General features: G+C 72.8%; 11 protein-coding genes. 8 read left to right on the top strand and 3 right to left on the bottom strand.

Annotation, left to right across the window (positions count from 1 at the left end; genetic code table 11):
• The first annotated feature begins 62 nt into the window (after positions 1 to 62).
• The 5 genes from uraD to SLAV_RS08630 all read left to right on the top strand — a co-directional run bounded on the left by uraD (position 63) and on the right by SLAV_RS08630 (position 5,249).
• On the top strand, positions 63 to 581 hold the full coding sequence (gene uraD / locus SLAV_RS08650) for a 2-oxo-4-hydroxy-4-carboxy-5-ureidoimidazoline decarboxylase (RefSeq protein WP_030237545.1): 519 nt from the start codon (positions 63 to 65) through the stop codon (positions 579 to 581).
• Positions 582 to 583: 2 nt separating this feature from the next.
• Positions 584 to 988, top strand: coding sequence for a hydroxyisourate hydrolase (uraH, locus tag SLAV_RS08645; protein ID WP_030237542.1), 405 nt, complete (start codon positions 584 to 586; stop codon positions 986 to 988).
• 2 nt (positions 989 to 990) lie between these two features.
• The gene (gene pucL / locus SLAV_RS08640) at positions 991 to 1,914 is read left to right on the top strand and encodes a factor-independent urate hydroxylase (RefSeq protein ID WP_030237539.1); all 924 of its coding nucleotides are present in this window, start codon (positions 991 to 993) and stop codon (positions 1,912 to 1,914) included.
• Positions 1,915 to 2,104: 190 nt separating this feature from the next.
• Positions 2,105 to 3,508 carry an 8-oxoguanine deaminase gene (locus SLAV_RS08635; protein ID WP_030237537.1) on the top strand — a complete coding sequence of 468 codons (1,404 nt, stop codon included), beginning with the start codon at positions 2,105 to 2,107 and terminating at the stop codon, positions 3,506 to 3,508.
• A 349-nt stretch (positions 3,509 to 3,857) separates the two neighbouring features.
• Positions 3,858 to 5,249 (top strand): nucleobase:cation symporter-2 family protein, encoded by a 1,392-nt coding sequence (locus SLAV_RS08630; protein ID WP_078950567.1) that lies wholly within the window; start codon positions 3,858 to 3,860, stop codon positions 5,247 to 5,249.
• Positions 5,250 to 5,363: 114 nt separating this feature from the next.
• Here SLAV_RS08630 and SLAV_RS08625 read toward each other — a convergent pair whose 3' ends face one another.
• Positions 5,364 to 6,992, bottom strand: coding sequence for an FAD-dependent oxidoreductase (locus tag SLAV_RS08625; protein WP_051841303.1), 1,629 nt, complete (start codon positions 6,990 to 6,992; stop codon positions 5,364 to 5,366).
• Between the two features lie 47 nt (positions 6,993 to 7,039).
• Here SLAV_RS08625 and SLAV_RS08620 point away from each other — a divergent pair, with 47 nt between their 5' ends.
• On the top strand, positions 7,040 to 7,669 hold the full coding sequence (locus tag SLAV_RS08620) for a TetR/AcrR family transcriptional regulator (RefSeq protein ID WP_030237529.1): 630 nt from the start codon (positions 7,040 to 7,042) through the stop codon (positions 7,667 to 7,669).
• Between the two features lie 71 nt (positions 7,670 to 7,740).
• On the opposite strand, the gene SLAV_RS08615 is transcribed toward SLAV_RS08620, so the two are convergent.
• Entirely contained in the window at positions 7,741 to 8,823 is a 1,083-nt protein-coding gene (locus SLAV_RS08615) for an Lrp/AsnC family transcriptional regulator (protein WP_051841302.1), read from the bottom strand.
• A gap of 128 nt (positions 8,824 to 8,951) precedes the next feature.
• Here SLAV_RS08615 and SLAV_RS08610 point away from each other — a divergent pair, with 128 nt between their 5' ends.
• Positions 8,952 to 10,943, top strand: a complete 1,992-nt coding sequence (locus tag SLAV_RS08610; protein WP_051841301.1) for an ATP-binding protein — start codon at positions 8,952 to 8,954, stop codon at positions 10,941 to 10,943.
• Positions 10,944 to 11,173: 230 nt separating this feature from the next.
• Positions 11,174 to 12,253 carry a Rossmann-fold NAD(P)-binding domain-containing protein gene (locus SLAV_RS08605; RefSeq protein ID WP_030237522.1) on the top strand — a complete coding sequence of 360 codons (1,080 nt, stop codon included), beginning with the start codon at positions 11,174 to 11,176 and terminating at the stop codon, positions 12,251 to 12,253.
• Positions 12,254 to 12,359: 106 nt separating this feature from the next.
• On the opposite strand, the gene SLAV_RS08600 is transcribed toward SLAV_RS08605, so the two are convergent.
• On the bottom strand, positions 12,360 to 13,556 hold the full coding sequence (locus SLAV_RS08600) for a GDSL-type esterase/lipase family protein (protein WP_234333812.1): 1,197 nt from the start codon (positions 13,554 to 13,556) through the stop codon (positions 12,360 to 12,362).
• Positions 13,557 to 13,603 lie beyond the last annotated feature (47 nt).

Genomic DNA, 13,603 nt, shown 5'->3' with positions numbered 1-13,603 from the left:
GTTGTCGAGGGCGTTAGCTATGCGCAGCCCGTCAAAGCAACAACAGGCCACGGAGGCCTACCGTGACTTCGAGTCCGACCCCGGGTCTCACCCGGTTCAACGCCTTGGACGACAGCGCGGCCGCGGCCGAGCTCCACGAGGTGTGCGCCAGCTCGGCCTGGGGGAGCAAGATGCTCGCCCAGCGCCCCTTCGCCGGCGCCGACGCCCTGTTCTCGGCCAACGAGTCCGCCATGGCGGAGCTCACCGCCGAGGACCTGGGCGAGGCCATGGGAGGCCACGCGCCGATCGGCCGGCCGAAGCCGGGAGACCCGACCTCCGCCCGCGAGCAGCGTGGCATGGCCGGTGCCTCGGAGGAGCTCAAGAACGAGCTCCTCGAACTGAACCTGGCCTACCAGGACAAGTTCGGCCACGTCTTCCTCATCTGCGCCACCGGTGCGACCGGTGAGTTCATGCGGGACGCGGTCAAGGTACGGATCGAGAACTCGCCGGAGCAGGAGCGGGAAATCGCCCGCGGCGAGCTCGTCAAGATCAACCGGATCCGTCTGACCCGCCTCGCCGAACTCGCAGAAGAAGGAGAGTGAGCATGAGCACCGCGACCACCGCTTCGGTGTCCACGCACATCCTGGACACCAGCATCGGCAAGCCCGCCGAGGGCGTCGCCATCTCCCTGTCGGCCCGCACGGGCCTGGACGGCGAGTGGGCGGCCCTGGGCGGCAGCGCCACCGACGCCGACGGGCGTTGCAAGGACCTGCCGGCGCTGCCGGAGGGCACCACACACGTGCGTCTCGACTTCGAGACCGAGACGTACTTCTTGAATAAGCACAGTGCAAAGAAGCAAGCCGAGGCGCAGCAGGACGCCCCCCGCGTAAGGGACAGCGGTGCGTTCTTCCCCGAGGTAACCATCACCTTCGCGGTGAACCCGGGCGAGCATTACCACGTACCGCTGCTGCTCAACCCGTTCGGCTACTCCGTTTACCGAGGGAGCTAGTCATGGCCACGATTCTGGGCCAGAACCAGTACGGCAAAGCAGAGAACCGCGTCGTCAAGATCACGCGGGACGGCGACACCCACCACATCAAGGACCTGAACGTCTCGGTCGCCCTCTCCGGCGACATGGACGACGTCCACTACAACGGCTCGAACGCCAACTGCCTGCCGACGGACACCACCAAGAACACGGTGTACGCGTTCGCCAAGGAGTACGGCATCGAGTCCGCCGAGCAGTTCGGCATCCACCTGGCGCGCTGGTTCGTCAACAGCCAGGAGCCGATCAAGCGCGCGCGGATCCGGATCGAGGAGTACGCCTGGGACCGGATCGCCACCTCGGACGCCAACTCCAAGTTCATCGGCTCCGACGAGGTGAACCACTCCTTCGTCCGCAAGGGCATGGAGACCCGCGTCACCCAGATCACGTACGACGGCCAGAACTGGGAGGTCATCTCCGGCCTCAAGGACCTGATCGTCATGAACTCCACGAACTCGGAGTTCTGGGGTTACGTGAAGGACAAGTACACGACCCTCCAGGAGGCGTACGACCGCATCCTGGCCACCCAGGTGTCGGGCCGCTGGCGCTTCAGCTGGTCGGACGACGAGCAGCGGATGCCCAACTGGGAGAAGTCCTACGCCGAGGTCAAGAAGCACATGCTCCAGGCCTTCGCGGAGACCTACTCCCTCTCGCTGCAGCAGACCCTGTACCAGATGGGTTCGCGCATCATCAACCACCGTTCGGAGATCGACGAGGTCCGCTTCTCGCTCCCGAACAAGCACCACTTCCTCGTCGACCTGGAGCCCTTCGGCCTCAAGAACGACAACGAGGTCTACTTCGCCGCCGACCGTCCCTACGGTCTGATCGAGGCCACCATCCTGCGGGACGGCGCCGACGCCCGTATCCCCGTGGACATGACCAACCTCTGATCACGGCACGCCGGTCCCGGGGCTCCGCAGTGGCCCCGGGACGGGCGACACTTCCCCACTTCCCGAATCGGCACCCGGACGCAACACATGGGGCGGCAGTACTGTCAGCTGTCAAGGCCCCCGGCTCCGGCACTCAAATCCCCAGGGTTTTGCCGTGCCCGCACCGCCACTGAAAGCACGAGGAAGTCCCATGGCAGCATCGGCAGCCCAGGACAGCGCCGTCGAGCGCATCGTCATCGAGAACTGTGCGATCGCTACGGTCGACGCGAACGACACCGAGTACGCCTCGGGTCACGTCGTCATCGCGGGCAACAGGATCGAATCCATCGGCGCGGGCGGGGCCCCCGAAAACCTCGACAACGTCGTCCGCCGCATCGACGGCACCGGGCACCTCGTGACCCCCGGTCTGGTCAACACGCACCACCACTTCTACCAGTGGATCACGCGTGGCCTGGCCACCGACCACAACCTCTTCAACTGGCTCGTCTCGCTGTACCCGACCTGGGCGCGCATCGACGAGCAGATGACGTACACGGCCGCGCAGGGCTCCCTCGCCGCGATGGCCAAGGGCGGTGTGACCACCGCGATGGACCACCACTACGTCTTCCCCAAGAACTCCGGCGACCTCTCCGGCTCGATCATCCGCGCCGCCTCCGAGATGGGCGTACGGTTCACCCTCGCCCGCGGCTCGATGGACCGCAGCGAGAAGGACGGCGGCCTGCCGCCGGACCACGCCGTCGAGACCCTCGAAGGCGCGCTCGCCGACACCGAGGCGACCGTGAAGAAGTACCACGACGCCTCCTTCGACGCGATGACCCAGGTCGCCGTCGCCCCGTGCTCCCCCTTCTCCGTCTCCACCGAGCTGCTGAAGCAGGGCGCCGAGCTGGCCCGCCGCCTGGGTGTGCGCCTGCACACGCACGGCTCGGAGACCGTCGAGGAGGAGCAGTTCTGCAAGGAACTGTTCGGCATGGGCCCGACCGACTACTTCGAGTCGACCGGCTGGCTCGGCGAGGACGTGTGGATGGCGCACAGCGTCCACATGAACGACTCCGACATCGCCGCGTTCGCCCGTACCAGGACCGGTGTCGCGCACTGCCCGTCCTCCAACGCCCGTCTGGCCGCCGGCATCGCCCGCGTCCCGGACATGCTGGCCGCCGGCGTACCGGTGGGCCTCGGCGTGGACGGCACCGCCTCCAACGAGTCCGGTGAGCTGCACACCGAGCTGCGCAACGCGCTGCTGATCAACCGCCTGAACCCGGTCCACCGCGAGCGCGCCCTCAACGCGCGCCAGGCCCTGCGCCTGGGCACCTACGGTGGCGCCCAGGTCCTCGGCCGCGCGGACAACATCGGTTCGCTGGAGGCCGGCAAGCTCGCCGACCTGGTCCTGTGGAACCTGAACACCTTCCTGCACTCCTCCATCGCCGACCCGGTCACCGCCCTGGTCTTCGGCGCGGCGGCTCCGGTGACGGCCTCGTTCGTCAACGGCAAGCAGATCGTGGAGAACAACCGACTGCTCTTCGCCGACGAGGACGCGATCGCCGTGTCCACCCGGGAAGAGGCCCAGCGCCTGGCGCGGATCTCCGTGCAGGCCTGATCCCACGGAGTCCGGTCGGGGGGGACGGCCCCCGGCCGGCGGTCGCGGACCCGAGCGGGGTCCGCGGCAGCCGTTCCCGGGAAGCGCCCGAGGAGAGATCCGAAGGCGTTCCCGGGGGCGGTGACGCGTGACAACACCTGCACCGCGGCTTCGTGCTGCCCAGTTGCGGTCCACTGCCACGGCGATACCGGCTCAATGCGCGGAACCATTTGGGCGAATCGTTTCCGCACCCCTTGGGACAAGAAATCGCACCACCCACAACTGCATACAGGCTCGACAGCAACGCTTTCGCACCCACCTCCATGACACTCACGTCCCTGCCGACGTGCACAACCGTACGGAGGAAGCCGTGGCCGCAACGCCCAGGTTTCGCAAAGATGCAGTCGCAGTACCGGAGGAGAAGCACCCGGTCGACGAGACCTTGCCTCCGCTGAAGATGTTCACGAGCGGGCTCCAGCACGTGGCCGCCATGTACGCGGGCGTCGTGGCTCCGCCCATGATCGTCGGCCCCGCGGTCGGACTCTCCGCCACCGAGACCGCCTTCCTGATGGGCGCCTCGCTCTTCACCGCAGGGCTCGCCACCCTCCTCCAGACCCTCGGGTTCTGGAAGATCGGCGCCAAACTCCCCTTCGTGAACGGTGTCTCCTTCGCCGGAGTGACCCCGATGATCGCGATAGGCAAGGGTGAGGGCGCCGACGCCATCCCCGTGATCTTCGGCGCGATCATCGTCGCCGGACTGGTCGGCTTCCTCGCCGCCCCCTATTTCGGCAAGCTCGTCCGCTTCTTCCCGCCGGTGGTCACCGGCACCGTCATCACCCTGATCGGCGTCTCGCTGCTCCCCGTGGCGTTCAACTGGTCGCAGGGCGGGAACCGGACCGCCACCGACTACGGCTCGATGAAGAACATCGGCATGGCCGCCCTCACGCTGGCGATCGTGCTGGTGATGCGCAAGTTCCTGCGCGGGTTCCTCCAGCAGATCTCCATCCTGCTGGGCCTGGTCGCGGGCACCCTCATCGCCCTGCCGCTGGGCATGACCAACTTCGACGCCGTCAGGAACGCCGACGTCATCGGCTTCCCCACCCCCTTCCACTTCGGGGCCCCGCAGTTCCAGGTGGCCGCGATCGTCTCGATGTGCATCGTCATGCTCGTCTGCATGACCGAGTCGACCGCCGACATCCTCGCCCTCGGCAAGATCGTCGGGCGTCCGGCGGACGCGAAGACCATCGAGGGCGGCCTGCGCGCCGACACCCTCGGCAGCGCCCTCAGCCCGCTGTTCAACGGCTTCATGTGCAGCGCCTTCGCCCAGAACATCGGCCTCGTCGCGATGACCAAGGTGCGCAGCCGGTTCGTGGTGGCCGCCGGCGGCGGCATCCTGATCCTGCTCGGCCTGTGTCCGATGGCCGCCTCCGTCATCGGGGTCGTCCCGCTGCCCGTCCTCGGCGGCGCCGGCATCGTGCTCTTCGGCTCGGTCGCGGCCAGCGGGATCCAGACCCTGGCGGGCGCGGCCATGGAGAAGGGCGAGAACGCCCTGATCGTCGCCGCCTCGGTCGGCATCGGCCTGATCCCGATCGCCGCCCCCGGCTTCTACCACCACTTCCCGAAGGACCTGCTCGTCGTCCTCGACTCCGGTATCAGCACCGGCTGCGTGGTCGCGATCCTCCTCAACCTGGCCTTCAACCACCTCGGCGTCAAGAAGGACGCCGCGGCGGAGGCCTCCGCGGAGCCGGCCTTCGTGCACTGACCCGGCGGATCCGGAACACGGAACGGAACACGGGCGAACGGCGGCGCGTACGCCACCCACTGCGGGTGTGGCGTACGCGCCGCCGTCCGTGTCGGTTCCCGTACGGGGGCGGGGTCAGGCTCCGGCGGGCCCGGGGGATCCGAACCACCGCGTCAGGGCCCCGGCGAGCTCCCGCAGCGCCCGCTCCCGGTCGCCGTCGGCGTCCACGGCCCAGGCGGTGCAGCCGTCGGGGCGCACGAGCAGCGCGGCCGGGGCCGCTCCGGCGGGGCCGGCCGCGGTGACCACCCGCACCCGGTCCCCGTATCCGTCGGCCACCGCCGCGACGCCCGCGTCGCCGACGAGGTCCAGGAGCAGGGCCCGCCCGTCGTGCATCAGGTCCGCGAGCCGGCGCCCGTCGGCCAGTTCGAGATCGGGGGCGCTGCGGCCCACCAGCGGGTGGGCGCCGGGCAGGTCGTAGCGCTGCCACACCCCGGAGACCTTCTTGACGAAGTAGGTGGTGCCGGTCGTGGTCGCGGTCAGGTCGCCGACCACGCCGCGCAGGGCCCGGGACGCGGGATCCGGCCGCATCAGGGCGATCTGGGCCCTCGTCCACCGGAGCACCCAGGCCCCGATCGGGTGCCGTTCGGCGGTGTACGAGTCGAGGAGCCCTTCGGGAGCCCCGCCCCGGACCACCGCGGCGAGCTTCCAGCCCAGGTTCACCGCGTCCCCGATGCCGAGGTTCAGCCCCTGGCCGCCGAACGGCGAGTGAACGTGCGCCGCGTCGCCCGCGAGCAGGACGCGGCCCGAGCGGTAGTCCGACGCCTGGCGGGCGTTGTCGGTGAAGCGGGTGGCGGTGTGCACCCCGGTGACGGTGACGTCGGCCGAGCCGGTGACGTGCCGCAGGCTCTTCTGCAGCTCCTCGGCGGTGACGGGTGCCTCGCGGTCGGCGGGCGGCCCGTCGAACTCGACCGTGAGCACGCGGCCCGGGACCGGGCCGTGGACGTACGTCCCGGTGTCGGTGTGGTTCCAGCCGGTCTTCAGGGCCTCGGCCCCGGTCATGGTGACGACGGCCTGGTGGCCGGTGATCGAGGGATCCGTTCCGGGGAAGGCGAAGCCCGCGAGCTTGCGCACCGTGCTGCGGCCGCCGTCGCAGCCGACCAGCCAGTGCGCCCGTATCCTGCGGTCCGGCCCGCCGCCCACCGGGGCCGTGCGGACCTCGACCCCCTCGTCCCCGGCGTCGAAGCCCGTCAGTTCCACGCCGTGGAGCAGCTCGACGCCGAGCCGCGCGGCGCGTTCGGCGAGCAGCCGCTCGATGTCCTGCTGCGGTACGAGGCCCACCTCGGAGGCGGGGCCGGCGTGCGCGAAGTCCGGGTCGGACTCGTCCAGGAGGGCGCCGTCCAGCATGATGCCGCCGAAGTGCGCGGCGAACTTGGGCGGGGTGCGCGGGGGTCCTCCGGCCGGCGGGCCCCCCGGCCGGTCGCGCATGAAGTTCCGGAACTGTTCGAGGGCGCGCTGCTGCACCTCGGCGATCGCGGGCAGCATCCCGCGCCGGTGGAAGGCCTCGGCGGTGGGGGTGTTGATCGACCCCGCCTTGATGGTCGGGTCCACGTCGGTGCGGCGCTCCACGAGGACCACGCGGGCCCCGCCGAGCCGGAGTTCGCAGGCCAGCATGAGCCCGACGGGGCCGCCGCCCGCCACCACCACGTCGGTGTCCGTGCCTGCGTCTGTGCCTGTGCCTGTGTCTGTGCCGAAGTCCGATTCCATGCGCTGACTATAGTCACTAAAACTTTGTAGTCGCTATAGTGATTCCCATGGAACCCGAGAAGGACGCGGGCGCGGCGACGGGCTCGCTGCGCGAACGCAAGAAGCGCGAGACCCGCCAGCGGATCTCCGACGTGGCGACGGCGCTGTTCGGGGCGCGCGGCTTCGACCACGTGACCGTGGCCGAGGTCGCCAAGGCGGCGGAGGTCTCGACGATGACGGTGTTCAACCACTTCCCGCGCAAGGAGGACCTCTTCCTCGACCGGATCCCCGAAGCCGTCGAGCTGTTCTCGGCCGCCGTGCGCGACCGCCCCGAGGGCACGCCCCCGCTGGCCGGCCTGCGGGAGCTGCTGCTGCGGCTCCTCGACCAGGGCCACCCGCTGGCGGGCGTCGGCGACACCTTCCCGCACTTCTGGCGGATCGTCCTCGGCTCGCCGGCGCTGCGGGCGCGGGCGCGCGAGGGCGTCGAGGAGCTGGAGGACGCGCTGGCCGAAGCGATCGGCGGGCCCGGGGCCCGGCTGACCGCGGCCCTCACCGTGGCCGCGTACCGGACCGTCTACGTCACCACGGCCCGGCGCCTGCTCGCCGGGGAGCGCGCGGCGGACATCGCCGAGGACCACCGCGCACGGATCGACGCCGCCTTCGACGCGGTGGAGCGGGCCCTGTCCCCGGGAGCCTGAGCCCCGGCCTACGCGGAGCCCCGGCGGGGGCCCGGCCTACGCGGAGCCCCGGTCCGGTCCCAGGCCCTGGCCTACGCGGAGCCCCGGCCCGGTCCCGGACGGGGTCCCGGTACCGGGTCGCGCCAGATGTCCGGCAGGACGGTCCGTACCCGGCGGCCCGCCTGGTCCAGTTCCTGCGCCTCCGACTTGCGCACGCACAGCGCCACCGCCGTGTCGGTGATGCGCAGCCCCGGCAGCCGTCTCGACAGGTCGGCGGTGTAGCGGGACAGCTCCTCCACGGTGCGCAGACGGGCGCTGATCATGAAGTTCGAGGGGCCGCTGACGGACATGCAGGTCCGGGTCTCCCGCAGCCCCGAGGCCACCGCCGCGCAGTCGGAGACCTCGTGTTCCGGAACCTCCGCCCACAGCGTCGCCGACACCGGCCAGCCCGACAGCCCCGAGGCCATCGCGCAGCTGTAGCGCAGACCGTGCCGCGCCTCCAGCCGGCCCAGCCGGCGCCGTACCGTCGACTCGCTCATGCCCGACTCCCGGGCCAGCGAGGCCACGCTCCGGCGCGCGTCCGAGGCCAGGGCCAGGATGAGGGCCCGGTCCTCCTCCAGCACGGCCGCCGGCCTCGGGGCCGAGGCGGAGACCGGGGCGGCCGTCCGGCGGGTGCGTCCCGTGAGCCGGTCGGTCTGGGCCGGGGTCAGCTGGTCCAGGCGCCAGCGGTCGGGGGCGGTGTGCACCGCCGTGACCATCGAGGAGCGGGTGCCGAGGACCCCGGGGATCCGCTGCACGCGGAACTGCAGGTAGCGGTACAGCGTGTGCAGGTCGGGCACGGCGACGAAGAGCAGCAGGTCGCGGCCGCCCGTGCTGTGTTCCACCCCCATGGTGTGGGGGTCCTCCACCAGGCAGGTGCCGACCGCGGGGGAGGCGCCCGGCGCGCAGGTCACCTCCACCCACGCCATGCAGGGCGCCCGGGTGCCCGTCCGCAGGCCCAGGCCCGTGATCCAGGCCTCCCCGGCGGCGGTCATCCGCTCCCAGCGGCGCGCGAGGGTGTCCGGCCGGGTGCCGAGCACCGGTGCCAGCCGCTCCCAGCTCGCACGGGGTGCCAGCTGGAGTGCGTGGACCAGCGCCCGGTCGGTGTCGTCGATGGCGGAAACGGCGGAGTTCATGCCTTCCCCTGGTGGTTCTCCCGGTCACCGTCCGGTCGACCGGACGCTCGGCTGATGATCTCTCTTTGTGGGCTCGACCGGTGAATCGGGCAGCGGCGCACACCTTGGCGAGAGCAGCGGGAGGACGTGTGGGGGAGCCCGGCACGGGTGTGCGCCAGTCGGTGCCGGCCGAACTGTCCAGCTTCATCGGCCGGGAGCGCGAGCTGAGCCGTACGGCGACCCTGCTCGCCACGGCGCGACTGGTCACCCTCGCGGGACCGGCCGGCATCGGCAAGACCCGGCTGGCCGTGCGCACCGTCCGCACCCTGGGCCGCAGCCGGGGGACCGACGTGGTCTGGGCCGACATGGTCGGGGTGCCCCGCGGCGGCGGCGCGGCGCTGGAGCGGGCGCTGGTCCGGCGGCTCGACGGCCGCGAGGCCCTGCTGGTGCTCGACGGCTGCGAACAGCTCGGCGCGGAGGCCGGCCCGCTGGTGTCCGCCCTGCTGGTCCGGCTGCCCCGGCTGCGGATCCTGGCGACGTCGCAGCGGGCCGTGGGACCGGCCGGGGAGGCCCTGCTCGCCGTACCGCCGCTCGCCGTACCGCCGTCGGCCGCGCCGGACGCCGCGCCCGGTCCCGCCCTGCCGTCCGCGGCCTCCGTGGCCGAGGTCGCCGGATACGAGGCCGTACGCCTCTACGAGGTACGGGCGCGCGGGGCCGACCCCTCCTTCGAGCTCACCGAACGCAACGCCGGGGCCGTCGCCGCCCTGTGCCGGGCCCTCGACGGGATCCCCGGGGCGCTGGAGCTCGCCGCCGGGCGCGCCCACCGGCACACCCCCGCCGAGGCGCTGCGCCTGCTCACCGCCGACCCGCTGGAGTTCCTCGCGGGCGGCGCCGGCCGGGCCGGCGGGGCGGACGCCCTGCGCACCTGCAGCCTCGCCCCGCCCGACGAACGGCTGCTGTGGGACCGGCTCTCGGTCTTCGCCGGCTCCTTCGACCGGGACGCCGTCGTGGAGGTGTGCGGCTTCGCCCCGCTCGGCCCGCGGCGGGCCGCCGAGGCACTGGAGCGGATCACCCCCGCCCTGCTGGAGGACGCCGCGCACCCGGGCCGCCACCGGCTGCCGCTGTCCGTACGCGCCCTCGCGGCCCGGCGGCTCGCGCTCGCCCCGGACGGCGACGGGGCGACCGTGGCCCGCCGGCACCGCGAGCGGTGCCGGGCCACGGCCGAGCGGGCCGCCCGGCTGTGGCGGTCGGGGGCGCAGCGGGAGGCGCGCGCACTGGCCGTCGCCGAACTGCCCGAGCTGCGCGCCGCGATGGACCCGCTCGCCCCGGCCGGGCCCGGGGGCGCCCTGGAGATCGCCGTGCCGCTGTGGTTCCTGTGGTCGCCCTGCGGCCTGGTGACCGAGGGGCGGCGGCACCTGGAACGGGCCCTGGCCCTGCACCCGGCGCCCCGGCCCGCCCGGGCGCTGTGGCTGGCCGCCTGGCTGGTGGCGAGTTCCGGGGAGGCGGAGTCCGCCGATCCGTTGCTGGTGGAGGCCTGGACCGCGGCAGTACAGGAGGGCGAGGACGCCTGCGTCGCCTACCTGGCGTACCTGCGGGGGCTCGTCGCGCTCTGGCGGGACCGGCCCTGGGAGGCGGCCGCCGAGTTCCGCGAGGCGCTCGAACTGCTGCCCGCGGAACCGGAGTTCGGGCCGGGCCCGGAGGCGCTGCGGGCGGCCCTGACGATGGCGCTCGCGCACACCGACCCGGCGTCCGTCCCCGTCGAGGACGGCCCGCCGGACGGTCCGGTCGACCTGTGGGCCCGCTCCTGGACCGGATACGCCCATGCCCTGGTCCAGCGCCGCGAGGGCCGCCCGGCCGTGGCCCGCGCCGAACTGCTGCGCGCCCTGGAGGTCCAGCTGCTCCTCGGCGACGGGCTCGGGCAGGCGCTCTCGGCGGAGCTGCTCGCCGAACTGGAGGCCGACGCGGGCTGCTACGAGGAGTCCGCGCGGCTGCTCGGCGCGGTCGCCGGCACCCGCCCGGCCAGTGCCTGCCTCCCCCGGGCGGAGCGGGTCCTGCGGGCCCGGATGGATCCGGCGGCCTTCCGGACGGCGTTCGCGGAGGGGGCCCGGACCCCGCTGCGGGCCCTCCTCCCGGAGCTCTGATCCCCGACCCCGACCGGTCCGCCGACCGGGGGCCGGGCCGGGGTGCGAGCCCGGGGTGCGGGCCCGGGGTGCGGGACCGCACCGGCCGGCCCTGGGCCGGGTGTCGACGGGCGGGGCGCCGGGGGCTCCCGCGCCCGGAGTTGCCGCGCCGTTCCCGCGTACGCCGTATACGGAACGGAAAGACATCGCATGAGCCCACCCACCCCGCCGAACGGACAGGTGGTACAGCCATGTCGCAGCTCCCCCAGCTCTGGATGCGCAGCGAGACCCGCCCCACCGAACGCCGCGCACCGCTGACCCCCGAGGACGCCGCACGGCTCGTCCGGCAGGGCGTACGGATCACCGTGGAGGAGTCCGGCCACCGGGTCTTCCCGCTCGACGCCTACGCGGCCGCGGGCTGCGCCACCGCACCGGCCGGGTCCTGGGCCGGGTCCGCGCCCCGGTCGGCGTTCGTCCTCGGTCTCAAGGAACTCCCGTCCACCCCCGAGCGGCTGCACCACCGGCACGTGTACTTCGGGCACGCCTACAAGGGCCAGGCGCAGGGCCCCGAGCTGCTGAGGCGCTTCGCCGCGGGCGGCGGGACCCTGCTGGACCTGGAGTACCTCGCCGACGCGCAGGGCCGCAGGCTGGCCGCCTTCGGCTACTGGGCCGGGTACGCGGGCGCCGCCCTGGCCGCACTGCACGCCCGCGGCCTGCTCACCGCCCCGCTGGCCCCGCTGCCCCGCACCGAACTCGACGCGCGGCTGCGCCGGGCCCGCGAGGGCAGGCCGTTACGGGCCCTGGTGACCGGCGCGGGCGGCCGCAGCGGACGCGGGGCCCGCGACGCCCTGGCCGCCGCCGGGATCCGCACCACGCCCTGGGACCGCGCCGCGACCCGCGATCTGGACCGGGCCGCGCTGCTCGGCCACGACATCCTGGTCCACGCGGTCCTCACCACCCGCCCGGTGCCGCCCTTCCTCACCCCGGCCGACCTCGACGCCGCCGCCGGTACCCGCCGGCTCTCGGTGATCGCCGACATCACCTGCGACACCGGATCCCCGCTGCACCTGCTCCCCGTCTACGACCGCCTCACCGACTGGACGGCCCCCGCCCGACGGCTGCGCGGCGGCACCCCCGCGCTGGACGTCATCGCCATCGACAACCTGCCCTCGCTGCTCCCGGCGGAGGCGGCCCGCGCCTTCTCGGCGGACCTCCTGCCCAAGCTCCTCGCCCTGCACGCGCCGTCCCCGGACCCGGACTGGCTCCGCTGCCGCGCCGCCTTCGCCACCGCCCTGGCCGCCCTCCCGAACGACCCGCGGCGCGCGGCGTAGCGCGGCCGGTCACGGTCGAGGCCGCGGGCCGCGGGGCCCGGGGGACGCGCGGGGCGGACTGTCATGGCCCTGAGGATGACAGTCCGCCCCGCTCACCTCACCCGCATTACGGGGCCGGTGTCAGGTACATCCCGGTGTGGTCGCCCCCCGCGGTGTTCTTGCAGCTCGAACCGGAGTTCGCGGGCTGGGCCAGGGCCAGGGCCAGGCAGCGCCCGACGGCCAGCTGGCCGTAGTAGTTCGGGTGCATGGACTCCTGGATCGGTCCCTGCGTCTCGTTGTTGTCGATCCAGCGTGCCCACTCGCTCGTCTTCGCCGAGGCCGGGACGGTGGAGCTGACCAGCTTGCTGGACTTCGCGCACACCTCGCGCCCCTGGAGCATGTCGCGCAGGTCGAGGAACTGGACGCCCTTGGCCGTCGCGACCCCCTTGACGCGGTCCGAGAGCTGCGGCACGAGCGAGTCGCGCGCCCAGTCCGAGTCACGGTTCCAGAAGGGACAGCCACCGGTGTTGAGCCGGCTCCAGTCGCTCTGGGTGTAGCGGTTCTCCGCGCCCCGGGGGATCGGCGAGGGGTAGGACTGCAGGACGATCCGGTACGAGGAGTCCGCGTAGCCGGCCCCGCGCATCACGGCGCGGATCTCGTCGACGGACTTGCCGATGCCCGCGACGACCCCGTCGATCTTCTGGTCGACGACCGCCTGCTGGTCGTCGTAGCAGTACGAGCCCCAGAGGACGAAGTCGAGCGCGCACTCCTTGATGATGTCGGCGAAGCCGAGGTCGTTGCCGCCGATGGACAGGGCGATGACCTTCACGTTCTTGGCGGCGGCCACGGCCGCGAGCTGATCGGCCTGCGGGGCCTCGCCCTTGAATGCCACGCCCCCGTTGGAGGCCCGGAACACGTTCTGCGAAACGGCCCCGGAGCAGGCGAGGTTGACGGCCACGTCGGCGACCGCGCCCGCGCTCAGCACCTCGGCCGAGTCGGAGCGGTCGCACCCCATGGCGGTCGTGCCGTACACCTTGGCGGGATCGTAGGAACTGCCGCTGACCCACGCCCGGTCGGTGCCGTTCCTGCTGCCGCTGTTGGTCAGGCTGTTGCCCTTCCAGCGTCCGGCCTCGCCGGAGATGTAGCTGTCGCCCATGGACACCACGGCGGTGGGCCCGGTGCCCGGGCTGGCGGCCGAGGTCCCGGCCCCGGCGGCCAGCAGCGCGCCTGCGGCGAGCGGTACGGCCATCGCGGCGCCGGCCAGTCGTCGCACGCGGCTGCGGGCGGCGGCCCTGTCCTTGCCGGCCTTGCGGAATCCGATCACTGCGGAACTCCTGCGGTCGGCCACGCCGGAGCCGCCGACAACGCTGG

The sequence above is a fragment of the Streptomyces lavendulae subsp. lavendulae genome (assembly GCF_002803845.1).
In the GTDB taxonomy this organism is placed as follows: domain Bacteria; phylum Actinomycetota; class Actinomycetes; order Streptomycetales; family Streptomycetaceae; genus Streptomyces; species Streptomyces lavendulae.
This window is presented reverse-complemented; position numbering and strand designations above follow the sequence as displayed.

Bases quoted from the DNA above. Each gene is read 5' to 3' on its own strand.
- SLAV_RS08625 (WP_051841303.1), bottom strand. From the start codon at position 6,992: ATGGAATCGGACTTCGGCACAGACACAGGCACAGGCACAGACGCAGGC.
- pucL (WP_030237539.1), top strand. From the start codon at position 991: ATGGCCACGATTCTGGGCCAGAACCAGTACGGCAAAGCAGAGAACCGC.
- SLAV_RS08605 (WP_030237522.1), top strand. From the start codon at position 11,174: ATGTCGCAGCTCCCCCAGCTCTGGATGCGCAGCGAGACCCGCCCCACC.
- SLAV_RS08615 (WP_051841302.1), bottom strand. From the start codon at position 8,823: ATGAACTCCGCCGTTTCCGCCATCGACGACACCGACCGGGCGCTGGTC.
- SLAV_RS08635 (WP_030237537.1), top strand. From the start codon at position 2,105: ATGGCAGCATCGGCAGCCCAGGACAGCGCCGTCGAGCGCATCGTCATC.
- SLAV_RS08620 (WP_030237529.1), top strand. From the start codon at position 7,040: ATGGAACCCGAGAAGGACGCGGGCGCGGCGACGGGCTCGCTGCGCGAA.
- uraH (WP_030237542.1), top strand. From the start codon at position 584: ATGAGCACCGCGACCACCGCTTCGGTGTCCACGCACATCCTGGACACC.